Consider the following 24,726-nt stretch of genomic DNA (forward strand, 5'->3'; position numbering starts at 1 on the left):
CGGGCCGGGGCGGCGGGGCGACGGCGCGTCGCTCGAGCCGCCGAGATGAAACGCTGTGACCACGTGAGAGAGGAACAACCATGGCCATCCCCAGCATCCAGACCTATTCCATGCCGCGCGTCGACGAGCTCCCGGAGAGCCGGGTGCCCTGGCGGCCGGATCCGAGGCGCGCGGTCCTCTTGATCCACGACATGCAGGACTACTTTCTCGGCTACTACGACGCCAAGGCGTCGCCGGTCGTCGAGCTGCTCGCCAACACCCGCCTGCTCCGCGAGCGGTGCGCGGCGAGCGGGATCCCGGTCGTCTACACGAAGCAGCCCGCCGAGCAGACGAGGGCGCAGCGCGGCCTGCTGCTCGATCTCTGGGGGCCCGGGCTGACGCAGCACCCGCACAAGGAGGCGATCGTGAGCGATCTCGCGCCGGGGAGCGCCGATACGGTCCTCACCAAGTGGCGTTACAGCGCCTTCCAGCGCACCGAGCTCCTCGACCTCCTGCGCCGGTGGGGGCGCGATCAGCTGATCGTGTGCGGGATCTACGCCCATATCGGGTGCCTGATGACCGCGTGCGAGGCGTTCATGAACGACATCCAGCCGTTCTTCGTGACCGACGCGACCGCCGATTTCTCCCGGGCGCAGCACGAAATGGCCATCGCCTACGTGGCGCAGCGGTGCGGGGTCGCGCTGCCGACCAGCGCCGTCGTGGCCGCGCTCGCGCCCCGGGACGACGCGGGCGCCGCGCCGCGCGAGGCGGCGCCGCTCGGGCGGGCGCAGGGCCGGGCGGCCTGGCTCGATCGCCTGCGCGGCGACGTCGCCGAGATCCTCGATCAGCCCGCCTCGGCGCTCTCGGATCGCGAGCACGTGCTCGACCTGGGGCTCGACTCCATCCGCCTCATGACCCTCGTCGAGCGATGGCGCGCCGCGGGGCTCGACGTCACGTTCGTGGAGCTCGGCGAGTTACAGACGCTGGCGCAGTGGTGGGAGCTCCTGTCGACCCGGCTGCCGCGCGAGAGCCGGCACGCCCACCGGCAGGGCGGAGAGGCGCGCAGCCAGGAGGCCGCCGGCTGACGCCCGCGTCACCGCGCGTCGACGAGCCCGGACTCACCATGAGCCACACCGCGACTCCCCCGCAAGGGGCGGCGGCGCGCACGCCGCCGCGTCTCCTCGAGGTGCTGCGCGCGACCTCGATCACGCCGCATCTGCGGCGGATCACCCTCGGCGGCGAGGCGCTCGCGGGGTTCCCCGCGGGCTCCGGCGGCGCGCACATCAAGGTGTTCCTCCCGCGGGACGGCCAATCGGCGCCGGAGCTGCCCACGCTCGGTCCGGACGGCCCGGTCTGGCCTCCCGCGCCGCGGCGGCCGATCACGCGCACGTACTCGGTGCGCCGGTACGACGCGCGGGCGGGCGAGCTGGAGGTCGACTTCGTGCTGCACGGGGACGACGGCCCCGCGTCGCGCTGGGCCCGCCGGGTCGAGCCGGGCGGCCGGGTCGGCGTCGCCGGGCCCAGCGGCCCGGATCCGATGCTGGGGCCCGCCGACTGGTACCTCCTGGCCGGCGATCTCGCCGCGCTGCCGGCGATCGGCGCGCTGCTGGAGGCCCTGCCGGCGACGGCGCGCGGACACGCCTTCATCGCGGTCCCGGACGCGGCCGACGTGCAGCCGATCGCGTGTCCGCCGGCCGTCGCGCTGACCTGGTTACCGCTCGGCGGAAAGCACGCGCCCGGCCCCGAGCTGGAGGACGCGGTGCGCGCCCTCGAGTGGCCGCCGGGCCGGGCCTTCGCCTGGGTCGCCGGCGAGGCGTCGTCGGTCCGCGCGATCCGCGACCACCTGCGGAACGAGCGCGGCCTCGGGCGCGACGCGATGTACGCCGTGCCGTACTGGAAGGCCGATCGCGCCGAGGAGGCGTATCACGAGGAGCGCCATCGGTTCATGGATGAGCTCGACCCCACCTGACGGAGAGCGGGAGATGGAGATGGACTTCAAGCACAAGGTCGCGCTCGTCACGGGCGCCGCCCAGGGGATCGGCGAGGCCGTCGCGCGGGCGCTCGCGGCGCGCGGCGCGGCCGTGGCGGCGCTCGACGCGAACCGGGAGCGCCTTGACGCCGTGGTCGCCGATCTGACGGCGGGCGGCCGCCGCGCCGCGGCGTTCGCGGCCGACGTGTCGGACGGCGAGGCCGTCGACAGGGTCGTGGACCGGGTCGAGCGGGAGCTCGGGCCGCTGGACATCCTTGTCAACGTGGCGGGCATCCTGCGCGTCGGCCCGGTCCTGGAGCTGAGCGACGACGACTGGGAGCGGACCTTCGCGGTCAACACCCGGGGCGTGGTGAACGTGAGCCGGGCCGTGGCGCGGCGCATGACGGGGCGCGCTTCGGGGGCGATCGTGACGGTCGGGTCCAACGCCGCGCGGACCCCGCGGGTGCACATGGCCGCTTATGCCGCCTCGAAGGCGGCCACGACCATGTTCACGAAGTGCCTCGGCCTGGAGCTCGCGAGATACAATATCCGGTGCAACGTGGTCTCCCCGGGCTCGACGGACACGCCGATGCAGCGCGCGCTCTGGACCGACGGGCGCGGGGCGCGCGCGGTCATCGCCGGCTCCCCCGAGGCGTTCAAGCTGGGGATCCCGCTGAACCGGATCGCCGAGACCGAGGACGTCGCCGCGGCGGTGCTGTTCCTCGCCTCGGATCAGGCGCGGCACATCACGATGCACGACCTCTGCGTCGACGGCGGCGCCACGCTCGGCGCCTAGCGCGCCGAGCACGCCGATCCGGCGAAAGACGAACCGCCAGGACGCCAAGAACGCCGAGAGGCGAATCCCCTCTTGGCGTCCTTGGCGTCTCGGCGGTCTCACGGTCTGCGCTGTTCAGGCAGCCTCACGCTCCAGCGCTCACGCCCCGCCCTTCTCGACCTTGCCGAACACGATGTCCGACGCCGTGCCGCTCATCACCACGGCGGCCACGGCGATGGCGACCGCGACGGCGACCGCGCCGACGACCCGGGACGGCTTCATCTGCCACCACATCGCGAGGCCGGTCAGCGCCCAGAGGACCAGGGTGATCCCGGTGATGTCCGCGAACAGCGCCCAGATCCAGGTCATGCCGCCGTGCACCGGGAAATGATGTGTCTTGTGGAGCATCCCGAGCAGCTCCACGAAGAGCGGCTGTCCGGCGCCGCCGTCGAGCCGCCCGTCGAGGCGGCCCGCGCCCAGGTCGTACGTGACGTTCCACAGGCGGCCTTCCGCGTCGCGCATGCGAAAGCGCAGCTCGGGGCTGACCTTCGGGTGGGCGCGCAGCGGCCCCGCGCCGTCGATGCCCAGCTTGGGCAGGAGATCCTTCACCTGCGCCTCCACGGCCGCCATCCGGTGCTCGGGCAGCTCGACCGTCGCGCCGGCGAAGGGAGGCTCTGGGGCCTTCGCGGGCTCGGGCGGGAACGTGGAGAGCGTCGCGGCGCCGTCGTCCAGGCGGATGAGCACCATGGTGCGCCCCCCCTCGCCGGTCGAGCCGATGAGCTCGGGCCAGCCCGAGAACGCGCCGGGGGTCGACGCATCGAGCGTGTAGCGGGACGGCGAGCCGGCGTTGAGCTGCTCGACGACCTTGCGCGCCACCGCGTCGGGGTCCCACGGCGTGAACCCGGTGAGCGACGACACCTGCTCGGCCGAGATCGACCGCCGCTCGAAGTCGCGCCCGATCTGCGGGTGGTTGAACAGCACGCCGCTGATCCCGAACAGCAGGATCCAGGGAAACACGAGCAGCCCGAGGTACATGTGCGCGCGCCGGACGACCTTCATGGCGGCGCCGTACCGCGGCCGCGGGCGGCGGCCCTGCGCGGCGCTGGGCTCCCGCGCGGGGCCGTCGCTCGTCGCACCTTCGCGATCGGGCGCCAGCATCATCGCAGCTTCGCGGCCGAGAACACGACGCCGGGCGCGGTCAGGCTCACCTCGCCGGGGCCGTTCCCGCCGAGCTCGCGGAAGGTGGTGGAGTCCTGGCCGAGGAACTGGAGCACGAAGCTCTTGCCGCCGAGCGACACGCTCACGACGCTGCCGCTCGTGGGCTCGGCGTCGAGCAGCGTGGCCTCCGGGGCGTCGCCGAGGGTGACGCTGGCCCACCGCCACGCCGCGGCGCTCGCGAGCACCCGCGGGTGGGTGTCCTCCTTGATCGCGAACGCGCCCTCGTCGAGCACGCGCAGGTACGCCTCGCCGCCGGAGCCGACGATCAGCGAGCCGGCCGCGTCGCCGTCGAACAGCGAGCCGAGCTCGACGTGGAAGTCGGGGTCGAACTGCCCGGCCTCGAGGTCGAACCGCAGCATGCACGGCGCCGCCGCGCTGTCGGGGTTGAGCCGGTGCACCGCGGCGCCGTACGCCTCGGTGGCCATGTAGATCTTGCCGTCGGGCCCCACCGCGCCGTCGCGCACGTAGCCGCACCGATCGTCGGTGACCACGGTCGCCTCGTCCGTCGCCGTGTCCACGACGACGATCCCGGCCTGGCTCGGCACCTCGGGCCCGTTCCTCCAGCCGGCGAAGGAGATCACCGCGCCGTCCACGCGCAGGGGCGCCGCCGTGAACGTCAGCGTCGCGTCCCCGAGCACGAGCGCGTCGAGCGGGATGGCGCCGGTGACCGTCATCTCCTTCGGATTCCAGATCACCACCTGCGCTGTGTACCCGTCGAAGAAGTACGCCTTGGTCTCCGACACGAACTGGAACTGCCCCCCGTACTCGTCGATCTTCGCGAGCCCCTGGCCCTGGAAGCTCACGGTGGCGCCCTTCTTCAGGCTGCCGTTCGCCCCGAGGTCGTAACGGGTCACGGTCGGCCCGGCGTCGCTCGCCACGAACAGGGCGCCCCCGCCGTCGGGGCCCGCGCCGATGCCGCGCCCCAGGATCTCGGTGCCGCTGTCGAGCGACAGCGGCTGATCGCTGTCGAGCGTATCGGTCAGGAGGATGTAGCTCAGCGTGTCGGCCGCCTCCACCCCGAACACCTGCGTCGTGAGCGCGATGACCTCCCCCGTGGCGCCGCCCTCGCCCCCGGTGCCGCTGTCACCCCCGTTGCCGCCGACACCGTCGCTCTCATCGTCGCCGCACGCGGCGAGGCAAGGGACGATCAGGGTGAACAAGAGCGGCGTGAGCAGGCGCAGAGAACGCGACATGGAAAACACTCCTTGGTTCGATCGATCACGTGGTCACAGGTCGAGGACGAGCTTGGCGTAAGCCGCTCGCCCGGGACGCTGTACACCGAAGAAATCAAAGGCCTTTTCGTCTGTGAGGTTGTGGACCTCGAGGCTGCCGCTCACCGATCGTCCGCCGCGCTGCACCGCGTAGGCGAGCGTGAGCGCGTGCAGGAGCTGCGATTCGACGGCGTGCTTCTCGTCCCCGGCGCTCTGCCAGCCGAGCAAGAACTCGCCGACGTAACGCGTGCTCCAGGTCAGCGACAGCGCGTCGTGCGGGTGGAACGGCTCGGGCCACGTGAGGCGCGCGGAGACGTCGGCGAACAGGTAAGGCTGGTTGAGCATGCGATCGCCCTTGAAGCGGGCGAGCGTGCCTGTGCCGGTGGTGTTGCGGAAGTCCTGCCACGTGAGCTGACCGTCGAGGGCCACGAAATCGCCCGGCGACGTCCACCCGATCGACGATTCGAAGCCCACGGACCGGGCCGACGGGAAGTTCTCGTACTTGGCGTAGCTGACCTCTCCGCCCAGCCGGATGAGATCCTCGGCGAAGCGGCCGAAGCCGTTCACGTCGACGCGGAGCTCTCCGAAGCCGATCTCCGCGCGCTCCAGGGTCACGCCGGCGTTCACGTTGTGGCTCACCTCCGGCGCGAGGTGCAGGCTGTCGGTGATGACGCCGCCGTCGCCGAACAGCTCCTCCGCGCTGGGCAGCCGGGTGGCCAGCTCGTACGAGGCCTTGGCGTAGAGCGCGTCCGTGAAGCGGAAGCGCAGGCTGTCGCCGAGCCCGAGCCGGTGGCGCGTCAGGTCGAGATCGCGGAGGACGCCGTTCGGGAGCACCTCCTTGGTGCCGATCACCTGCGCATAGCCCTTGAGGAAGGCGATGTTCGCGAGCCGGCCCTCGAGCCCCTTCGCCTCGTACTCGACGCCTGCCACGCCGCCGAGCAGCCCCCGCCGCGCGGTGAGCGGATCGTACCGGTCGCGGATCGCGCTGTTCTTCCCGGTGCGGGTCGCGTAGGTCGGCGACACCCCGAAGCGCAGGAGGTGATCCGGCGCGGCGCGGTAGGCCAGGCTCACGGTGGCGAACGCCGTGTGCTGGAGGACGGCCTGGTCGGCCGCGCGGCCCATCTCCCCGCGCTGCGGGAGCTTCGCCACGCAGTGACCTCGCCAGTCGTAACGGCACGTCCCGAGATCGCGGAAGACGGTGCGCGCGAGCGCATATCCCGCCACGGCGTCGAGCCGGAGGCTCTTCGAGAGCGGCTGCGCATACCGCGCGTGACCGCCGGCGGACTGCCTGCCGTAGGTGACCTCGCCGTAGGGCACCGTCATGTACAGGTTGTGCTGCACGTCGCGGTCGTGCGCCGTGTAGAAGGCCCGAAGGAGCAGCCGATCCGCCCAGGGCCGCCGGAGCCACCCGCCCTCGATCGAGCCGCCAGCCGCGCGGTAGCGGTCGTGAAAGCGGCGGACGTCGGCGCGCATCATGCGCCCGTTCGCGCCCTCGACGTCGACGTCCTTCATCAGGTAGTCGTTCCGCGCGTGGTCGGCGAAGGCGCTCGCGCGCGCGAACAGCCCGCTCGGCTCGTCGGCGTGGCGCGCGCTCAGGGTCGCCCGGTACGTGCCGAAGGAGCCGACCTGGTAAGACGCCGAGCCGCCCGTCCCGCGGGTCTCGCGATCGGTCACGAGGTTCACCGCGCCGCCGAGCGCGTCCGCGCCGAAGCGCACGGGCACGACGCCGCGGTAGATCTCGACCCGCTCGACGAGGTTGACCGGGACGCTGGCGATCCCCGCCGAGTAGCCCGCCAGCGCGAGCGGCACGCCGTCGAGGAAGAAGCGGATCTGGTCGCCGGTGAGGCCGTTCAGCGAGAAGCGGGCGGCGGAGCCGAGCCCGCCGCCGCGGCGCACGCTCACGCCCTCGGAGCGGGCGAGCACCTCGCCGAGGTCCGCGGACTGCCGCCGCGCCTGCGCGGTCTCGACGACCTGCACGGCCTCCGCGGATCGGCGCAGCCGCTCGGCCTCCGAGGCGCCGCGCACGCTCACCTCGAGCGGCGGGGCCGCGGCCAGGGGCACGAGGCGCAGCGTCGCCTCCGCCTCCCGCCCGCCGGCGGCCTCCACGCGCACACGGAGCCGCTGCGCGAACGCGGCCTCGGCGATGACGTCGTACGGGCCCGGCGCCAGCGCGTCGACCCGGAAGCGGCCGTGCTCGTCGGTGCGCGCGACCTGGCGCGCGGCGCCGTCCGGCGACGCCACCGCGACCTCGACGCCGGCCACGGGCTCGGCGCCGGGACCTGACCAGAGGACCCGCCCGGCCACGCTCGCGGCGGCGGGCGTCGCTGCCGCGGATGTCGCGGGCGCCGCCATCGCCGCCGCGGGCGGCGATGCGATCGGCGCAGCCGCGGCGGGCGGCGCGGGCAGCCGGAAGTCGTAGCGGTAGAGGATGCGCGCCGCGACGCTCCGGCCGCCTCGCAGGGCGGGCCGGAAGCGGAAGCGCAGCGCCGCCTCCTGCGCGGCCTCGTCGAACCCGTGACCTGCGGGCGACGCGACGTCCGCCTGCGTGACGCGCCCCGCCGCGTCGATCGTCAGCTTCAGGACGACGCTCGCCTCCTTGCCCGCCGCGCGCGCCTCCTCCGGATACGCGGCCTCCACGGGCTCGATGAGCTCGGGCGCGCGCGCCTCGAGCGCCGCGCCGTCGCCCGGCGCCCCGCGCCCCGCCTCGCCCTCCGGCGCCGCGCCGCGCTCGCGCTCCTCCCCGCTCGGCGGCGCCTCGGCGCGCGCTTCCCCGCTCGGCGGCGCCTCGTCGCGCGGCCGCGCCTCCTGCGCGGAGGCGGCGCGCGCGCCGCAGAGGAGCAGGGCCAGGATCCAGAACGTCCCGCCGCGGCGGGAGGCGCGTCCGCCGGTCATCACCTCTCCATCCCGGCGCGCCGCATCGCCGCCGGCCGCCGCGCCGGACGACCGTGCGCCGCGCCGCCCTCGGCGTTCCGCCTCCGGGTCGACCCGGCGCTCGCCCGCGGGGCCGCGATCGGCGCTCGCATCTCGGCGCTGCTGCGGGCGTGCATGGGTCAGAGCTCGACCTCGGTCTCGGCCGTCGCGTCGTCCCCCGCCGGCGCGATCGGGATGACCACGACGCGCTTGCATCGCCGGCACTTCAGCTCGATGCCGCCGGCCACGTGCCGCGCGAGCATGCTGCCGCAGTCGCAGCGCACGGCGTCGGTCCCCCCATGGCCGGCGACGCCGCAGCGCTCGCACCGGCCGCCGGACGGAGCCTCCCGTTTCAGCGTCAGGTCGTTCATCCCTGGCCCTCTTTCCCGTCCACGACGATCCGAGAAATGATAATGAAAGTGACTTTCAACTTAATCGAATCGAGCGTCTACCATGAAATTTGGCAGCTCGTCAATCGAAAATCGCTCGCAGCGGAAGCGGCGTCTGGAGGTCTGGGTCGCCCACCGAGGGCGGCCCGCCCGGGCCGGCGCACGGCGATCTCGCGAAAATCGGCCTATGCGCCGCACCGAGCGAATCCGCTTGACGGGATCTACCCGATCCTTTAGCTAATTGAAAGCAGCTTTCACTTTCATGTTCGCGTATTCCACCGAGTGCCGGTTCACCGCTCCGGGGCGAGCGCGCCGGGGCGGACTCCGGGGCGGCGGGGCGACGTCGGTCAGCCTTGCCGCCCGATGCGCGCCGTCTCGGGCCCTCGTGCGAGCGCGCAGGCCGCGCGCTGCCCCCGCGAGGGGCGGCGGCGCGCGGCGGCGGAGTGAAGACAACAACGACGAGCCACGCGCGCTTCGTGGAAGGCGCGTCCTGAGGTCCTGAATCCATGAGCGTCAGTCACCCCCTCACCCAAGCGCAAGCGGCCATGTGGCTCGACCACAAGAGGGATCCGCAGAGCACCGTCAACAACACGGCGGAGCGCGTCGAGCTGCGCGGGCCGCTCGACCTCGATCGGCTCAGGCAGGCGCTCATCGCCATGCAGGGCGAGGCGGAGGCCCTGCACATCCGCTTCTTCGAGCAGGACGGCGAGCCCCGCCAGCGCGTCGGGGAGGCGGCGCAGCCCCCCATCGCGCTGCGCGATCTGACCGGCGCGGAGGACCCGCGGCGCGCGGCCGACAGGGAGATCCTGGAGCGGCTCGACGCGCCCTTTTCGCTCGAGGAGGGGCGGCTCTACGACCAGACCATTTACCGGCTCTCGCCCGATCACCACATCTGGGTCTTCCGCGCGCACCACATCACCCTCGACGGCTACGGCTTCCAGCTCTGCAAGAGCCGCGTCGCCGAGCACTACCGCGCGCTCGGGGGCGGCGGGCCGCTCTCCCCGCGGTTCGCCGGCTTCGCCCCGGTGATCGCCGAGGACGTCGCCTACCAGGGCTCCGCGCAGGTCGCGCGGGACCGCGAGGCGCTCATGCGCGTTTACGACGGGCTCGACCTGCCGCCGGTGCTGTTCGAAGAGCTGGGCCTCCTGCGGGGGAACCGCGCGAGCACGGCGCTGCCCGCGCGGCTCGGCGCGAAGCTCAAGAGGCGGGCGATCGAGCTCAAGACCAGCTGGCCCAACCTGCTCTTCGGCATGGTGGCGGCGTTCCACGCGCGCCTGACCGGGGAGCGCGACGTGCTCCTCGGCGTCCCGGTGATGCAGCGGATGGGCAGCGCCGCGCTCAACGTGCCGTGCATGGCCATGAACATGATCCCCGTCCGGGTCCGCGTCGATCCGGACGCCACCCTCCCGGAGCTCGCGCAGCGCGCGCGGCGCGCCTTCGACGGCCTGCGCGCCCACCAGCGGTACCATTACCTGCACCTCTGGCGCGACATGGATCACAAGCGCCTGTTCGGCCCCGAGGTGAACGTCATCCCGTTCAGCGCGCCGCTCGACTTCGGCCCCGAGCTCAAGGCGACCGTGACCAACGTCGCTTCCGGCCCGGTGGAAGATCTCTCCTTCGCTTTCTCGAGCTGGGGAGACGACATCCACTTCACGCTCGACGGGCACCCGTCGCTCTACGATCGGGCCACCCTCGAGGGGCACCAGCAGGCGTTCGTGGCGGCGCTGGACGCGGGCTGCGACGCGCCCGCCGCGGCCACGCTGGCGTCATGAGCGCCGCAAAGGGACCGCGCGGGGGCCGGGGCGCCGCCGCGACACGGGAGGCGGCCCAGGGCCGGGCGCGAGGCGATCATGGCTAGCGCGCGCTCCGAACGGACGATCCTGCTCCTCGTCGCGGCGGTCCAGTTCGTCAACCTCCTCGACGTCATGATGGTCATGCCGCTCGGGCCGGACCTCGCCGCGGCGCTCGGCATCCCGCTGTCCGATCTCGGCCTCGTCGGCGGCAGCTACACCGCGGCCGCGGCGCTCTCGGGCGTCGCCGGCGCGTTCTTCCTCGACCGGTTCGACCGGCGCAGCGCGCTCGCGGTCGCGATGCTCGGCCTCGTCGTCGCCACGGCCGCGGGCGGCCTCGCCACCGGGCTCTCGACCCTGCTCGCGGCGCGCGTCCTCGCCGGCGCCTTCGGGGGGCCCGCGGCGGCGATCTCCCTGTCGATCGTCGCCGACGTCATCCCGCCCGAGCGGCGCGGCAAGGCCATGGGCGTCGTCATGGGCGCCTACTCGTTCGCCGCCGTGCTCGGCGTGCCGGCCGGGCTCGAGCTCGCGCGGCGCGGCGGCTTCCAGGTGCCGTTCTTCGCGGTCGCCGGGCTCGGGGTCCTCGTCGCGGGGCTCGCGACCGCGCTCCTGCCCTCGATGCGCGGCCACATCGGCGGCGCGGCGGCGCCGGGGAGCGCCCTCCGCGAGCTCCGCGCCCTGATCGGCCGCCCGCTCGTCGCGCGCTCGTACCTGGCGACCACGGCCCTGATGATGGCGTCGTTCCTGATCATCCCGAACATCTCGGCCTACGTGCAGAACAACCTCGGCTACCCGCGCGAGCGGCTCGGCCTGCTCTACCTCGCGGGCGGCGCGCTCAGCTTCGTCGTGATGCGCACGGCGGGCCCGCTGCTCGACCGGCTCGGCGCGTTCCGCACGAGCCTCTCCGGCGCGGCGCTGCTCGTGGCCGTCCTCTACGCCGGGTTCCACGCATACGTGCCGGGGCTGCCCGTGCTCGCGGTGTTCGTCGGCTTCATGACCGGCACGACGATCTGCAACATCTCGTACAGCACGCTCGCCTCGAAGGTGCCGCTCCCCTCGGAGCGGGCGCGCTTCACCTCGATGCAGTCGGCGGTGCAGCACCTCGCGTCCGCGCTCGCCGCGTTCGTGTCCGCCAGGATGCTCCGCGAGCTCCCGGACGGGCGCCTCGACGGCATGGGCGGCGTGGCCGCGCTGGCGATCGCCTGCGCGCTCGTCTTCTGCCCGCTGCTGCTCTGGATCGAGCGCCAGGTCGCCCTCGACCTCGCGGGCCGCGCCGGGCCGGCGCTCCCCGCGCGGCCGGCCGGGTCGCTCAGCCGCCCTCCTCGCCCGTGAGCTGCGCGAGCGCGCGCTCCAGGTGCGACAGCCCTGCGGCGCCCGCGGATCGCGCCCGCAGCTTCCGCTCGCCGTCGAACAGGAAGTAGGCGGGCCAGAGGCCGCCCGTCTGGAAGCGGTCGCCGATCGCGTGCGCGTTGTCGATGGCGACCGGCTCGTCCATGCCGCTCTCCGTCACGACGGCCTCCACCCGGTCGACGCGCGTGTCGGACTCCTGGCGAGGCATGTGGACCGAGACGAAGCTGACGCCGCGCGGCCCATATCTGTCCTTCCACGCGCGCAGGGTGGGCAGGTTGTCCTTGCAGAGCGAGCACGACACCGCCCAGAACTGCACGACGACCGGCGCGCCCCTGAGCGCGTCGGGCGTGGGCTCGCCGTGCAGCCAGCGCGTCGCGCCCTCGAACGAGGGCATCGGCGCGCCGCTAGGCAGCACGGCGCTTCTCCGCCGCGATCTCGATCGTGTCCTTGCCCGGCTTCCAGTCGGACGGGCACAGGCCGCCGGTCTGGAGCGCCGCGAGCACGCGGAGGGTCTCGTCGGTCGAGCGGCCGATGTTGAGCGAGTGGATCACGGCGTACTGGAGGACGCCCTTGGGATCGACGATGAAGAGCCCGCGCAGCGCCGCGTGGACGCCCTCGATGAGCACGCCGTACCTGCGCGCCACCTCGCCCGAGTGGTCGGCGGCGATCGGGTAGTTCACGCCCGCGATGCCGTTCTGCTCCCGGGGCGTCATCGCCCAGGCCCGATGGGTGTAGGTCGTGTCGGTCGAGCAGCCGAGGAGGCTCGTGCCGAGCTGATCGAAGTCGGCGCGCCGATCGGCCAGGGCGAGGATCTCCGTCGGACACACGAAGGTGAAGTCCATCGGATAGAAGAAGAAGAGGAGCCACCGGCCGCTGTGATCCGACAGCGAGACCGTGAGATCGTGGCGGTTCGGGGCGGCGGGATCGAACACGGGGAGCGTGAACTCGGGGGCGGGCTCACCCACTCTGGCGACGGACATGGTTCCTCCGAGGGCCTCGTCGAGCGCGAGCTCGCTCGGCCGGCGCGCTGGCAATTGCGGCGATCGATGACGTCGATCGATGACGTCGATCGACGGCATCGACGCGGAGGTCGTGGTGCCGGGGCCCGCGGCGTCAACGGCGGCGCGCCGGGCCGCCGGCGCGGGCGGCCGGGGCGGCGCGGCGGGCGGGCGATCCTGGCGCGCTCACGGCTCGGGCGGCGGGAGCGACGCGTCGGCCGGCGCGACGCCGGCGGCGACCGCGGGGTAGCCCTGGCCGTCGCGCGTCCCCGCCGCCTGCGTGACGAACAGCAGCGAGAACCCGGGATGGGCGGCCACCCAGGGCGCGCGCGGCGCGAGCGCGGAGGACGCGCCGAACACCGGCGCCGCCGCGCGCTGGAGCGGCCCGTCGTGACCGAAGCGGGCCGCGAGGCCGATCGCGGAGCGGCCTGCGCCGTCGCGGCCGGCGTAGTAGACGCGCAGGCTCGGCCGGCCCGTCGCGGAGACGGCGAGCACCGGCGCGGGGTCGAAGACGGCGGCGCTGTCGAAGGGCTCGTCGTCCGCCGCGCTCGCGCCGGCGGCCGGCAGGGGCGCCGGCGCGAGCGCGGGGCCGTCGCCGACGCGCTCCCAGGCGAGGCCGTCGTCGCTGCGCGCCTCGCCCACGAAGGACGCGCCCCCGTCGCCCGCGACGACGTAGAACATCCGGAACGAGCCGTCGGGCAGGCGGACCACGCCGGGGCTGCCGGGGATGGCGCCGCGCTCCCAGCCGCCGTCGTCGGGCGCGGTCGGCGCGAGCACGGGCGCCGGCTCGCGCGCGAAGGCGACGCCGTCGGTACTGCGCGCGAGGCCGATGCCGCCCTCCGCCGCGTAGTAGAGCCAGATCTCGCCGTCCAGGAGGAGCGCCGAAGGGGCGGCCACCGTGCCGCCTTCCCAGGGCAGCTCCGGCGCGAGGACCGTCACCGGCGATCGCTCGAACGAGCGGCCGTCCGCGGCCTCGTAGCGGACGATCGCGTTCGGCGGGGCGAGCGGGTCTGGCTCGGCGTCGTCGGGGCCGAGCGTGGCGGCGAAGAAGCCGGCCGCCGCGAGCGTCGAGGGATCGCCGTCCAGATCGACCACCGAGGCGTCGCGCGCGAAGCGCTCGTCGTCGTTCATGACGTGCGGGGCCGCCCTGGAGTTGCCGAGCTCTTCCTGGTCGATCTCCCGGAACGGACCGGCGAGGGCGTTCGGCAGGCTGCGCTCGTCGGCCTCCTCCGAGGGGAGCGTCGCGCAGGAAGCGAGCGGCCACGGAACCGCGCAGAGGGCGAGCGCTCGAGGGAGGAGGAGCAGCATCGGCAAGCGCGGACGGAGGCGTGGTGCAGGCCTGCGTGGGCCCCGAGGTGCACGGATGGGGATGCGGGTCGGATCCTGGAGCACCGATCCATCCTAGTGCATCCCCGCGGGGAGCGGCCTGCGAGGCTCCCTCAAGACCCTGGAGGCCTATCGTCAGACCATGGGCGCCAATACGTCGCTGATGTTCAACGCCAACTCGGATTTCTACCGTTACCTGGAGTCGGTGCGAGGGAGATAGTCACCGGGCGGTGAAGCCGCCGTCGATGAGGAGGGTGGTCCCGGTGATGAGCGACGCGGCAGGCGACGCGAGGAAGACGACGGCGCCCGCCACGTCGACGGGCTCGCCGACGCGCCCGAGGGGGATCCTCGACAGGAGATCGTCTCGAAACGCCTCGTCTTTGAGCCATTTGACGGTGCCCGGCGTCCGGATGAACGTCGGGGCGACCGCGTTCACGTTGATGCCGTACCTGGCCCACTCGACCGCGAGGCATTTGGTCAGGTGCGCGATCCCTGCCTTGGTCATGCAGTAGACCGACTCGGTCGGTAGACCGACGAACCCCGCCTGCGAGCTCAGGTTCACGATCTTGCCGCTGCGGTTCTTGATCATCGTCCGCCCGACCTCCTGGCTCACGAAGAACGTGCCCTTGAGGTTCACCGCGACGGTGAGATCGAAGTCCTCTTCGGTCACGTCTTCTGCGGGGTTCGGCGGGCCGATTCCGGCGTTGTTGACCAGGATGTCGATGCGACCGAAATGGCGGATCGCTTCGGCCACCGCGCTCCTGATCTCCGACGTGCGCGTCACGTCCATTTGCAGCGGGAGCGCGCGTCGGCCGAGGGCGCGTATGGACTCGGCGAGCTCCCCCGCTGAGCCGATCTCGCGCAGGCCAAGGGCTACGTCCGCGCCGGCGCGCGCGAGGGCGAGCGCGCATGCGTTCCCGAGGCCGCGAGCGGCCCCGGTGACGAGCGCTACCTGACCCTTCAAATCGAAGCGGGGTGCTTCGCCTGACGACGAGGAAGGTGCATCCGTTGGCATGAGGTGGTCTCGCAAGAACTGGAGCGCGCGTCAAGCGCGCGGCGATGGCGGCGCAAAGCGATCTGATGTCAAGCCTGCACGACCCCGCAGGTGGCGAATCGACATTCCGGCGAAGAGCCATCGAGCGCCGCGGCCACCGTCGATCCCCGCGCGATTCACCTCGTTCACGGGATCAGAACGCAGCCGTCACCGTCGCTCCAAGGTTCACCATCGTGCCGTCCGCTCGGTAGTCCCCGACGAAATCGGCCGGATTGTCCTTCTCCACCACCACTTCCGGCAGCACGGACAGCTGCCCGTGCACATCGATCCGGAGCGAGCCCGGCAGCTCCGGCAGAGGCCGATTCAGGACCACGCCCGCCCCCAGAGAGAGCGTGTGTCGATCTGCGTCGATGTAGTTCATCACCCCCCGCTGCGGCGGGACCGGCGAGCGCTCGTAGACGTACCCCGCGCGGAGCGGGATCTCGATCGCGTGGCGCGCTCCCCCTCCCCCCGGCCCGCCTTGCCCGGCCGCCTCGCGCGGGCTCCCCGCCGCGGCGATCGCGTACTCGACGCCCAGCCGCGGCACGAGCCGATCCTCGAACCGGAGCGGCACCACGGACGTGGGCCTCGGATCGTCGGGCAGGTCGAGCGGCACCTCCGGGGGCGGCGACGCCTCGAGGTGCGCCCGCGCCCTCGCCACCGGGCTCTCGTAGGCCGACCAGTTCACCCACGTGACGTCGAGGTTCACGCGCAGGCCCCGGATCCGCTGGAAGCTCGCCCCCACGACGACCTGCTGCGGCAGGAACGCGTCGACCGTGCGCGACTCGAGCTCGTACAGGAGCGGCACCTCGATGCCCGCGAAGTCGACGACCCCTTGCAGCCGCGCGTCGATCGACAGCGGGAGCTTCGCCTCCCCGCGGTAGACGACCCCGACGAAGCCGAGATCCCAGGCGCGCACCCGCGCGCCGAGCTGCGGGTAGCGGATCGACGTGAGATCCGCGTCCACCTCGTGGCGGAGCGCGGAGTCGTAGGGCGACAGCGCGTCGGCGCGGCCCGTCACCGAGAAGCGGCCCCGCGTCGAGGCGAGGAACGCGACGCCGCCGCCGAGCTCCAGGAACGGGAGCGGGCGCACCGCGATGCTCGCGGCGAGGAACAGGATCGAGAGCCGGTCGTCGTAGAGCTCCCAGCGCGGCGTCTCCTGGCGGATCGCCTTGATCCGCGACAGCCCGTCGTCCGGCAGGAACGTCGCCAGCCCGAACGCGAACGGGACGCCGAGCACCTCGCCTGGCGCGACGAGGCCGCCCGACAGCCCGTGGACGTCGCGCACGCCGCTGTCGCGGCCGTTCGTGCGCAGGCCGTTCGACGCGTAGCTGTAGCCGAGCGAGAGGCCGAGCCCCGTCGCGCCGGCGAGGCCCGCTGGGTTGTAGTAGCTCGCCGAGAAGTCGGTCGCGTCCGCCGCGAGCGCGCCGCCCATCGCGGCGCCGCGCGCGCCGAAGCCGTACGCGTCGGGCGCGTGCGCGCGCGCTGGCCCGGCGGTCAGCGCGGCCAGCAGCGCGGCGGCGCAGGCGGGCCGGCGCATCAGAACGCCACCCCGAGCGTCGTCCCGCCCGCGACCAGGACGCCCCCCGTGCGCACCGCGCCGGCGCCGCCTTCGCCGCCGCCCGCGGCCGGCTCGCCGCGCTTCCGGTGCGCGCGCGGCAGGAGCAGCTGCACCTCGCCGAACAGGTCCAGCGTCAGCCGGGGCAGCGGCGCGGCGAGCGCGAGCCCATAGCCGAGCGACAGCGCGACGCGCGCGTTGTCGTAGAGGTTCGACGCGCCCGTCTGCTCGGGCGCCGGCGACGGCTCGAGGTACGCGCCGCCGCGCGCGTGCGCCGTGGCCCCCGGCCGCAGCGCGAGGCTGCGCTCCACGCCGACGCGCGGCACGACCGTGTCCGAGTACCCCGGATCCGCGGGCGCCGGCGCCCCGCACGGGCCGGCGAACGGCTCGCCCGTGGCGGGGTCGACGTCCGGGCAGCGCACCGTCGCCTCGACCGGGCCGGGGTACGCCGACCAGCGCTTGTACGTCGCGCCGATCGCCACCTTCCAGGGGCCCTTCACGCGCGCCACCTCGAGCGCGACCTGCGCCGGATCGTACTGCGCGATCCCCGCGATGTGGAGCGGCGGCACGGCGATCCCCCCGAGATCCTCGGCCCGGATGACGACGTCGAAGCGCCCGGCGAGCTCGCCGCGGAACGCGGCCCCGACGCGGTACGCGCCGATGTCGTAGCTCGCGCCGAGGATCGGCCCGTAGCTCGCGACCAGGGTGTCCTCGACCAGCGTGCCCACGCGGCCGGACGCGTCGGTCGCCACCGTCACCGCGCCGGACAGCGCCGCCAGCGCGGCGAAGCCGGCGCCCACCCGGACGCCGCGCCCGAGCGACGCGCCGAGCGCCGCCTGCACCGCCACCGACTGGGTCCGGTCCGCGACCGGGAACTGCGGCGTCTCCGGGTAGAGGATCCGCCCGCGGACCACCACGTCGAACGGCGCGAAGAAGCCGAGGCCGATCGTCACGCGGTCCGCGAGCGCGCCGCCGAACGGGATCGGCACCGTGGCGCCGATCAGGCTGCCGCGCAGCGGCGGGTACGAGAGCCGCCGGCCGCCCGCGCGGAGGTCGAAGATCGCGCCCTCGAGCCCCAGGGTGAGCCGGCGCTCGCGCGACAGCGACAGGAGCGCCGGGTTCGCGTAGACGGCCTCGTAGCCCTCCGCGACCGCGGCGCCGGTCGCGCCCATGGCGCTCGCGCGCGCGCCGAAGCCGAGCACGTCCTCCGGCGACGCCCGCGCGGCGCCGGCCGGCGCGAGGGCGAGCCCCGCCGCGGCGAGGGGCGCGAACCCGCGCCGCATCCAGCGGATCGGGCGAAGCATGCGCGGGCGACCGTAGACTGGGCCGCCCTGGCGCGCTAGTCGGTATCCGCCGTGGATCCCCGCCCTAAAAGCAGCTCGGACGAACGCCGCCCCCGCCTCGCGCTCCAGGCCGTGCTGCCGGAGGAGCTCGCCGGCGCCTGCGGCATCGACCTCACCGACGCGCGCCGCATCGTCTCGCTGGCGCACCGCCTCGGCGAGCTGCCGGCGCGCGCGCCCGCGACCGTCCGGCGCGCCGCGCTCGAGGCCGCGCGCTCGGCGGGCGAGATCAGGACGCTCGCGCTCGTGGAGCGGCGCGCGAGCGCCGAGGATCCGTTCGTGAAGTACGCGTTCCGTCTGGAGGACGGCGCGGCGGTCGAGTCGGTGCGCATCCCGCTCGAGCGGCCGGGCCGGTACTCGGCGTGCGTGAGCTCGCAGGTCGGCTGCGCGCTCGCCTGCGCCTTCTGCGCCACCGGGCGCATGGGCCTCACGCGCAACCTGGAGGCCTGGGAGATCGTCGAGCAGGTGCGGCTCATCCGCCGGGATCTCGGCGCCACCGTGGGCGGCGGCGCGCGCGTGCACGGCGTGCTGTTCCAGGGCATGGGCGAGCCGCTCGCCAACGCCGATCGCGTCATCCAGGCGATCCGGGTGCTCTCGGAGCCGAGCGCGCAGGCGATCGACATGCGCAACATCACGGTGTGCACGGCGGGGCTCCCGTCGGGGATCCGGCGGCTCGCGGCCGAGGTCCCGGGCGTCCGGCTCGGCCTCTCGCTCGGCTCGGTGCGGCCCGGCAGGCGGCGCCACCTCATGCCGATCGACGGCGCGCACCCGCTCGACGAGGTCCTCGCCGCCGTGGGCGAGCACGCGCGCGCGACCGGGCACGCGCCGATGTGGGCGTACACGCTGCTCGCGGGCCAGAACGACGCGGACGAGGACGCCGCGAGCCTGGCCGCGCTCGCCCGCGGCTTCGCCGCGCAGCACGGCATCTCGCCTCGGCTCAGCCTCATCCCCTACAACGCCATCGGCGCGGCCGACGCTCCCCCGCCCTCGCCCGGCGGCGCCGAGGGCGGCGCCGCGCCGGCCGATCCGTTCGCGCGCTCGGCGCGGCTCGAGGCGTTCCGCGCGGTCCTCTCCGCCGCCCGCGTCGGCTCGATCGTGCGCTACTCCGGCGGCGGCGACGTCGGCGCGGCCTGCGGGCAGCTCGCGCGGCCTCCGGCGGAGGCGCAGCGGCCAGGCGGCCGCCGGGCGTCGCCCCGGCCCGGCGCGGCGGCGGAGGCGGCCGGCGTCGGGCCGAGCGCGCCGCCGCGGCCGGCGTGAGGGTCGCTATGGATCCCCGCTCCGGCGCGCGCTAGCTTGCGCCCGTGTTCGGCTTCAGCTTCGGCGAGGTAATGGTGCTCGTCATCGTGGGCATCATCGTGGTCGGCCCACGACGGTTGCCCGCGATGATGCGGACAGCGGGGAGCTGGATCGCCAAGCTCCGCCGCATGACCACCGAGCTCCGGACGCAGAGCGGCATCGACGACCTGATCCGCCAGGAGGGGCTGGAGCGCGAGCTCCGCGAGCTCCGCGCGCTCTCGCGGGTCAACGTGATCGAGACGCTGGTGAAGCCCGTCATGGAAGCCGGCACCATCGGCACGGTCGTCTCGGCGACGCCGCGCGTGAGGCCGCCGGAGCCCGAGCCCCTGCCGCCGCCGCCGGACGTGCCGCCGCCGCCGCAGAACGTGCCGCCGCTCCGCGAGCGCGAGTACCCGGTCCTCGGCTGCGACGCCTACGGCGCCGAGATCGAGGGAACGCCCAAGCCGGCGGACGCGGCCGAGGGCGGAGGCGCCGCGGCGCCGGTGGAGGGCGGAGCCGCCGCGGCAGCGGCGAGCGGCGCGGAGGGCGCGGCAGGCGCGGCGACCATGGCGACGCCGGCGGCCGCGGGAGCGCCGCAGGGCGCGGCGAGCACGGCAGGGTCCGCGGCGGCGCAGGAGACCGCGGCGGCGCAGGAGACGGCAGCGACGGGGAACGGAGCGGCGTCATGAGCCAGGAGCAGGCGGCGGCGAAGAGCGGTTCCCCGGGGACGGCCGGCGCGTCCAGCGACAACACCGAGGAGGACCTCAACGAGGACAAACCGATGTCCTTCTGGGAGCACCTCGACGAGCTGCGCAAGCGGCTCGTCCGGAGCATCCTCGTCTTCTTTGCCGCCTGCATCGCCGGGTGGGAGGTGCGCGAGAAGCTCCTGCACTTCCTGACCGTCCCATTCGTGCAGGCGTGGCGGGAGCAGAGCCTGCCGGGCAACCCCTCGCTCCACTTCGGCGCGCCCGCGGCCGCGTTCGTCGCTTACTTCAAGCTGTCGATGATCGGCGGCGCGGCGCTGGCCTCGCCGTTCATCTTCTACCAGCTGTGGGCGTTCGTCGCGCCGGGCCTCTACGCCCGCGAGAAGCGGTACGTCATCCCGTTCGTCCTGTTCTCGACGATCCTGTTCGTGGGCGGCGGCCTGTTCGGCTGGCGCGCGGCCTTTCCGATCTCGTTCGGCTACTTCCTCAGCATGGCCGGCACGGTCGGCGGCGACGGGGTGACGATCACGCCGACGGTGATGATGGGCGACTACCTGGACTTCGTCGCCCAGCTCCTGCTCGGCTTCGGGATCATCTTCGAGATCCCGCTCATCGTGCTGTTTCTCTCGATCGCGGGCCTCGTCAACTACCTGCAGCTCATCCTGTTCGGCCGCTGGTTCGTGTTCGGCGCCTTCGTCCTGGCGGCCATCCTGACGCCGCCGGACATCACCAGCCAGCTCGTCATGGCGGTGCCGATGTGCCTCCTCTACGTGCTCTCGATCGGGCTCGCGTACGTCTTCGGCAAGCCGCCGACGGACGACCAGCGCGCCGCGTACAAGAAGCGCAAGCAGAAGGAAGTCTCCCAGGGCTGACGTCCGGCGCGGCGCGGATATCGCAGGCAGCACCGCCTCCGCGCCTCGTCGGTGTCCCAGGGCGACGAACGGGTCGAAGGCGCCTGAGACGAGCAGGAGCTCGAGCCGCCGAGGCGCCAAGGGCGCCAAGAGAAAGACCCTGGCTCGGCGCCTCGGCGGTTTGTCTCTCGCTCGATCGACGTGATCGGCGCTCCAGCGTCGCGGTTGGCGGACGGCGCATGCCGCGCGCCGTCAGGGCCGCGGCTCAGGCGGCCGGCGCGATCGCCGCGGGCGCGGTCTTCCGGCTCCGCGCCACGTGGATCGCGATCGCGGCGCCGAGCATCGCGACCCCGATGAGCTGCGACGTGGACAGGCCGATGAGGCCACCCCGGTCGTCGGCGCGCGCGAACTCGAGCGTGAAGCGCCCGAGCGCGTAGAGGCCGAGGAACGTCGCGAAGACCTGCCCGTCGTACCGCTTCCGCCCGTGCACGTAGAGCAGGCAGATCGCCGCGATGGCGAACGACATGGCCGACTCGTAGATCTGCGTCGGGTGCACGGGGTGCGACGGCAGGCGCGCGCTCGCGAGCTCGTGCAGCTTGAACTGCGCCTCGCTCGCGGGGCTGTTCGGCGGGAACGAGAGCCCGAGCGCGCCGTCGGTGCGCTGGCCGAAGCAGCAGCCGGCGAGCAGGCAGCCCATCCGCCCGAACCCGAGGCCCAGCGGGACGGCGAAGCCCGCCATGTCCGCCGCCTTCCAGAACGGGAACCGATCGCGCTTCAGCAGCCAGTACGCCATCGCCGACGCGCCGACGAAGCCGCCGTAGTACGTCAGGCCGCCCGCCCAGAACTTCGCCCACGCCAGGCAATCGCGCTCGGTCGGGTGGCAGACCCCCTTCGCGGCGTCCCAGACGCCGTGGTACCGCGGCTCGCACAGCGCCTGCTCGACCTTCCAGTCGACGAGCGACGGGTCGGTGCACAGGTGCACGTAATCCCAGAAGTATCCGTCGGCGAGGACGTGGAGGAGCCGGCCGCCGACGACGCCGGCCAGGAGGCACGCGAGCCCCAGGTCGACGATCACGTCCGGATCCTCGCCGATGCGCCGCGCCCACAGGGCGCCGATCGCGGTCGCGAAGAGGAAGCCGGTCAGCAGCAGCAGGAAGTAGGCGGGGAACGCGACGTCGAGCAGGCGGAACAGCTCGGGCCGCATGGTCAGCCCGCCGACGCCTTCGCCCCGGAGGGCTTCCTCGCGAGCTCGGGGCGCTGCGGAGAGAACATGTCGATCGCCATCAGCCCGACGCCCACGACGATCGCGATGTCGGCCACGTTGAACGTCGGCCACACGAACGTCGGCGTGAACCGCACCTGGATGAAGTCGATGACGTACCCGTAACGGATCCGGTCGACGAGGTTCCCGAGCGCGCCGCCGAGCACGAGCGGCAGCCCCCACCGGAGCGCGATCTGCGAGGGGTGGAGCTTGCGGTACAGCGAGACGATGAAGACGATCGCGGCGAGCGAGACCACGAGGAAGAACGGGCGGCGGATCGCCTCGCTCTCGTCGCCCAGGATGCCCCACGCCCCGCCGTGGTTCTTCGCGAAGATCAGGTTCAGGTGATCCGGGATGACCTCGATCTTCCGGAGCGCGAGCGGCCGGGGCGCGTCGGCGAGGTCCGCGAGCGCCCGCGGCTCCAGCCGGTCCTTGGCCCACCACTTCGTGCCGAGGTCGGCGGCCAGCGTGACGGCCGACACGACGAGGAGGAACACGTACGACGGCCGGTAGGTCGGCTTCGCCGGCGCGACCACATCGTCGGCGTCGTCCTCCAGCGAGGAGCCGCGCCCCTCGGGGTCGCGCTCGCCGGCGGCCAGCGGCGCGCCTTCTGGCGCCTTCACGGGCGCGGCGCGGTCCGGCTCCGCATCGGCACCCTCGGTCTTCACGGCAGCATCTCGCGGCGTGGCGTCTTCAGTCATGCGGAGCGCGTTCCTCTACGACAAACCGAGCTCTCCGGCAAAGGCTTCCCTCCGGGCGCGCCGTCTCGCCCGTCTGCCCTGTGCGCCCTCGCCCGTCTCGCGCGTCGTCATGTCGTGCTTCTCGGGCGTGCGCGCGAGCGCGCGCAGCCCGCTCTCTGACCGCGCCCCGCGCGGCCGCTTCGGCCCTTCAGCCGGCCGGCGGGGCGGGCGGAGGCGCTTCCGTCGATAGCGGAGGGGCGGCGTCGCCGTCCGCCGGGCCGCCGGGCCCGCCGCTCGGCGCTGACGAGGGAGCGCTCGCGTTGCGGGCGGAGGCGATCATGTCCGTGGACATGAGGATGACGCCGGCGACGATCGCGATGTCGGCGACGTTGAACGTCGGCCAGTGAAACTCCTGGCCGCCGCGGATCACGTAGACGTCGATGAAGTCGATGACCCAGCCGTAGCGGATCCGGTCGACCAGGTTGCCCATCGCGCCGCCGAGCGCCAGCGCGAGCCCCCACTTCATCGCGGCCTGGTCCTTGTGGACGCGCCGGTAGATCGAGACGATGAAGACGATCGCCGCGGCGGAGACGAACAGGAAGAACGGCCGCCGCAGGCCGTCCGGGAGGCTGCGGAGGAAGCTCCAGGCGCCGCCCGGGTTCTGCGCGAAGATGAAATCCAGGTGGTCCGGGATGACCGTGAAGATCTTCGGGCCCGACCGCTTCGCGTCGAACCCGGCGAGCCGCGCGTGCGCCCACGCCTTGGTCGCCAGATCGGCGGCGCACGAGACGAGCGACACGACGGCCAGGAAGGCGAGCGAGGCGCGCTCGCCCGGGGGGAGCTCGTCCGGGAGGAGTGCAGCGGGCGACGCCTGCGGTGCGCCAGAGGACATCACCCTCGCTTCTACGCGATGGCGCCGCGCGGAGCAAACGGCCCGGAGCAGGGCGACGCCGTCCGCCGGCCGTCCCCGCGCCGCCTGCGTCCTCCGCCTCCGCGGTCGTCCGTCGCCCTGCGCCGTCCGCCGCGCGGCGTCTGCCGCGCCGGGCGCGGTTCACCGCCCGTCCAGGATCGTCAGCGAGCGCTCCGGGGCGCGCGTCAGCGAGCGCTCCGGGGCGCGTGCCCGGGCCGGCGCCTTCGGCGGCTGCGTCGGTTTGCCCGGCTCGAGCGGCTCCGCCGCGTCGGCCGGCGGCGCCCCCTTCCTGCGCAGCGCCAGCTGCACCTCGGCGTACGCCTGGAGGGCCGCGCCCCGCTGCCGCTCCGCGGCCGCCGTGCGCCCGAGCGCGTCGGCCAGCTGCGCCCGGCGCCCCGCGAGGTACGCGAGATCCCTCGCCTCCGCGAGCTCCCCCCCCGCGGCGAACGCGCGCTCCGCGCGCTCCAGCGCCTCGCCGGCGCCCTCCAGGTCCGCGGCCGCGAGCTCCGCCGCCGCGCCCGCTCGGGCGCGCGCGTAGCTCTCCCGCGCGCTGATGAGCTCCTTCGGCGGCAGCGGGGCGCTCGCGCACCCCAAGAGGCCGCCGAGGAGCAGCATGGCCACCGTCGTGGCCGCCATCCTCGGGTTGCATCGCATGGTTCCGCGCCTCCTCCCGCGCGCCCCTACCGGAGCCGCTGATGGATGAATCCGACCTCCCCGACCGCCTCGCGAGCGCGCGCCTGGGCCCGCGCCTCGCGCGCGAGGGCCATGGCGAGCTCCGCGTCCGCCTGCGCGCGCAGGAGCATGCGCCGCGCCCGATCGGCCACGCCCTCGGCCGACAGCCGCCTCGCGCGCTCCACCTGCTCTCTGGCGAGGCGCAGGTGGACGTCCGCCAGCGGGACCTCGTCGGCGCCGCCCTCCTCCGCGGCCCGGATCATCGCCTCCGAGGCGACGACCCGATCGCCGAACGTCGCCGTGCGCGCGGCGCACCCCGCCGCCGACGCGCCGAGGAGCGTCAAGATCACTGCCTTTCTCATGTGCGACACCTCGTGGCCAGCCCCGGACGAGCGATCGCGCGGAGCAGGCGGGGCAAAGAGCGATGTGGACCTCGACGCCGGATCTCCGTCGGATCTCCGTCGCCGGTCGGCTCTCCCTCAGGCAACCAGCACACCAGGCCTGCCCGCGGTGGGGCTCTGCCTGAG

The 24,726-nt window shown here is 73.8% G+C and carries 23 protein-coding genes; 8 read left to right on the forward strand and 15 right to left on the reverse strand.

What is annotated here, in order from left to right; translation table 11 throughout:
• The first annotated feature begins 80 nt into the window (after window positions 1–80).
• The 3 genes from WMF26_RS23120 to WMF26_RS23130 are packed head-to-tail and all read left to right on the forward strand — an operon-like array spanning window position 81 to window position 2,744.
• The gene (locus WMF26_RS23120; protein ID WP_438002062.1) at window positions 81–1,064 is read left to right on the forward strand and encodes an isochorismatase family protein; all 984 of its coding nucleotides are present in this window, start codon (window positions 81–83) and stop codon (window positions 1,062–1,064) included.
• 38 nt (window positions 1,065–1,102) lie between these two features.
• Window positions 1,103–1,948, forward strand: a complete 846-nt coding sequence (locus WMF26_RS23125; RefSeq protein WP_438002063.1) for a siderophore-interacting protein — start codon at window positions 1,103–1,105, stop codon at window positions 1,946–1,948.
• A 19-nt stretch (window positions 1,949–1,967) separates the two neighbouring features.
• Window positions 1,968–2,744, forward strand: a complete 777-nt coding sequence (locus tag WMF26_RS23130) for a 2,3-dihydro-2,3-dihydroxybenzoate dehydrogenase (protein WP_438002437.1) — start codon at window positions 1,968–1,970, stop codon at window positions 2,742–2,744.
• Window positions 2,745–2,882: 138 nt separating this feature from the next.
• Here WMF26_RS23130 and WMF26_RS23135 read toward each other — a convergent pair whose 3' ends face one another.
• The 4 genes from WMF26_RS23135 to WMF26_RS23150 all read right to left on the reverse strand — a co-directional run bounded on the left by WMF26_RS23135 (window position 2,883) and on the right by WMF26_RS23150 (window position 8,433).
• Window positions 2,883–3,884 (reverse strand): PepSY domain-containing protein, encoded by a 1,002-nt coding sequence (locus WMF26_RS23135; protein ID WP_438002064.1) that lies wholly within the window; start codon window positions 3,882–3,884, stop codon window positions 2,883–2,885.
• Complete coding sequence (locus WMF26_RS23140) at window positions 3,881–5,134, reverse strand: hypothetical protein (protein ID WP_438002065.1); 1,254 nt, start codon at window positions 5,132–5,134, stop codon at window positions 3,881–3,883. Before WMF26_RS23140 ends, WMF26_RS23135 begins: the two co-directional genes overlap by 4 nt.
• 33 nt (window positions 5,135–5,167) lie before the next feature.
• The gene (gene mxcH / locus WMF26_RS23145) at window positions 5,168–8,044 is read right to left on the reverse strand and encodes a TonB-dependent siderophore myxochelin receptor MxcH (RefSeq protein WP_438002066.1); all 2,877 of its coding nucleotides are present in this window, start codon (window positions 8,042–8,044) and stop codon (window positions 5,168–5,170) included.
• Between the two features lie 158 nt (window positions 8,045–8,202).
• Window positions 8,203–8,433 carry a hypothetical protein gene (locus WMF26_RS23150; RefSeq protein WP_437321494.1) on the reverse strand — a complete coding sequence of 77 codons (231 nt, stop codon included), beginning with the start codon at window positions 8,431–8,433 and terminating at the stop codon, window positions 8,203–8,205.
• Between the two features lie 524 nt (window positions 8,434–8,957).
• Here WMF26_RS23150 and WMF26_RS23155 point away from each other — a divergent pair.
• Both WMF26_RS23155 and WMF26_RS23160 read left to right on the forward strand, forming a co-directional pair.
• Window positions 8,958–10,223: a condensation domain-containing protein gene (locus WMF26_RS23155; protein ID WP_438002067.1), complete on the forward strand. Its 1,266-nt coding sequence runs from the start codon at window positions 8,958–8,960 to the stop codon at window positions 10,221–10,223.
• 78 nt (window positions 10,224–10,301) lie between these two features.
• Window positions 10,302–11,573 carry an MFS transporter gene (locus tag WMF26_RS23160; RefSeq protein ID WP_438002068.1) on the forward strand — a complete coding sequence of 424 codons (1,272 nt, stop codon included), beginning with the start codon at window positions 10,302–10,304 and terminating at the stop codon, window positions 11,571–11,573.
• On the opposite strand, the gene WMF26_RS23165 is transcribed toward WMF26_RS23160, so the two are convergent.
• The 6 genes from WMF26_RS23165 to WMF26_RS23190 all read right to left on the reverse strand — a co-directional run bounded on the left by WMF26_RS23165 (window position 11,551) and on the right by WMF26_RS23190 (window position 17,810).
• On the reverse strand, window positions 11,551–12,006 hold the full coding sequence (locus tag WMF26_RS23165) for a TlpA family protein disulfide reductase (protein WP_438002069.1): 456 nt from the start codon (window positions 12,004–12,006) through the stop codon (window positions 11,551–11,553). The two genes, WMF26_RS23160 and WMF26_RS23165, sit on opposite strands and share 23 nt — an antisense overlap.
• Window positions 11,996–12,571, reverse strand: a complete 576-nt coding sequence (locus tag WMF26_RS23170; protein ID WP_061624690.1) for a peroxiredoxin — start codon at window positions 12,569–12,571, stop codon at window positions 11,996–11,998. The genes WMF26_RS23165 and WMF26_RS23170 overlap by 11 nt, the downstream gene beginning before the upstream one ends.
• 204 nt (window positions 12,572–12,775) lie before the next feature.
• Window positions 12,776–13,897: a hypothetical protein gene (locus tag WMF26_RS23175; RefSeq protein WP_438002070.1), complete on the reverse strand. Its 1,122-nt coding sequence runs from the start codon at window positions 13,895–13,897 to the stop codon at window positions 12,776–12,778.
• 238 nt (window positions 13,898–14,135) lie between these two features.
• Window positions 14,136–14,930: an SDR family NAD(P)-dependent oxidoreductase gene (locus WMF26_RS23180; protein ID WP_438002071.1), complete on the reverse strand. Its 795-nt coding sequence runs from the start codon at window positions 14,928–14,930 to the stop codon at window positions 14,136–14,138.
• Between the two features lie 172 nt (window positions 14,931–15,102).
• Window positions 15,103–16,488 carry an OmpP1/FadL family transporter gene (locus WMF26_RS23185; RefSeq protein WP_438002072.1) on the reverse strand — a complete coding sequence of 462 codons (1,386 nt, stop codon included), beginning with the start codon at window positions 16,486–16,488 and terminating at the stop codon, window positions 15,103–15,105.
• Entirely contained in the window at window positions 16,488–17,810 is a 1,323-nt protein-coding gene (locus tag WMF26_RS23190) for an OmpP1/FadL family transporter (RefSeq protein ID WP_437339193.1), read from the reverse strand. The genes WMF26_RS23185 and WMF26_RS23190 overlap by 1 nt, the downstream gene beginning before the upstream one ends.
• 51 nt (window positions 17,811–17,861) lie before the next feature.
• Here WMF26_RS23190 and rlmN point away from each other — a divergent pair, with 51 nt between their 5' ends.
• The 3 genes from rlmN to tatC are packed head-to-tail and all read left to right on the forward strand — an operon-like array spanning window position 17,862 to window position 20,697.
• Window positions 17,862–19,103: a 23S rRNA (adenine(2503)-C(2))-methyltransferase RlmN gene (gene rlmN / locus WMF26_RS23195; protein WP_438002073.1), complete on the forward strand. Its 1,242-nt coding sequence runs from the start codon at window positions 17,862–17,864 to the stop codon at window positions 19,101–19,103.
• Window positions 19,104–19,147: 44 nt separating this feature from the next.
• The gene (tatB, locus tag WMF26_RS23200) at window positions 19,148–19,810 is read left to right on the forward strand and encodes a Sec-independent protein translocase protein TatB (protein ID WP_438002074.1); all 663 of its coding nucleotides are present in this window, start codon (window positions 19,148–19,150) and stop codon (window positions 19,808–19,810) included.
• Entirely contained in the window at window positions 19,807–20,697 is an 891-nt protein-coding gene (gene tatC, locus WMF26_RS23205) for a twin-arginine translocase subunit TatC (RefSeq protein WP_438002075.1), read from the forward strand. Before tatB ends, tatC begins: the two co-directional genes overlap by 4 nt.
• A gap of 244 nt (window positions 20,698–20,941) precedes the next feature.
• Here the strand turns inward: tatC and WMF26_RS23210 are convergent, their stop codons facing one another.
• The 5 genes from WMF26_RS23210 to WMF26_RS23230 all read right to left on the reverse strand — a co-directional run bounded on the left by WMF26_RS23210 (window position 20,942) and on the right by WMF26_RS23230 (window position 24,561).
• A complete protein-coding gene (locus WMF26_RS23210) occupies window positions 20,942–21,880 on the reverse strand; it encodes a prolipoprotein diacylglyceryl transferase (protein ID WP_437339197.1) in 939 nt (312 codons plus the stop codon).
• A gap of 2 nt (window positions 21,881–21,882) precedes the next feature.
• Window positions 21,883–22,638: a signal peptidase II gene (gene lspA / locus WMF26_RS23215; RefSeq protein WP_061621939.1), complete on the reverse strand. Its 756-nt coding sequence runs from the start codon at window positions 22,636–22,638 to the stop codon at window positions 21,883–21,885.
• Window positions 22,639–22,825: 187 nt separating this feature from the next.
• Window positions 22,826–23,509 (reverse strand): signal peptidase II, encoded by a 684-nt coding sequence (lspA, locus tag WMF26_RS23220; protein WP_438002076.1) that lies wholly within the window; start codon window positions 23,507–23,509, stop codon window positions 22,826–22,828.
• A gap of 159 nt (window positions 23,510–23,668) precedes the next feature.
• The gene (locus tag WMF26_RS23225; RefSeq protein ID WP_438002077.1) at window positions 23,669–24,181 is read right to left on the reverse strand and encodes a DUF4398 domain-containing protein; all 513 of its coding nucleotides are present in this window, start codon (window positions 24,179–24,181) and stop codon (window positions 23,669–23,671) included.
• A gap of 26 nt (window positions 24,182–24,207) precedes the next feature.
• Window positions 24,208–24,561 (reverse strand): DUF4398 domain-containing protein, encoded by a 354-nt coding sequence (locus WMF26_RS23230; RefSeq protein ID WP_438002078.1) that lies wholly within the window; start codon window positions 24,559–24,561, stop codon window positions 24,208–24,210.
• Window positions 24,562–24,726: the final 165 nt, after the last annotated feature.

Source organism: Sorangium sp. So ce185 (genome assembly GCF_051526825.1).
GTDB classification, from domain to species: Bacteria; Myxococcota_A; Polyangia; order Polyangiales; family Polyangiaceae; genus Sorangium; species Sorangium cellulosum_D.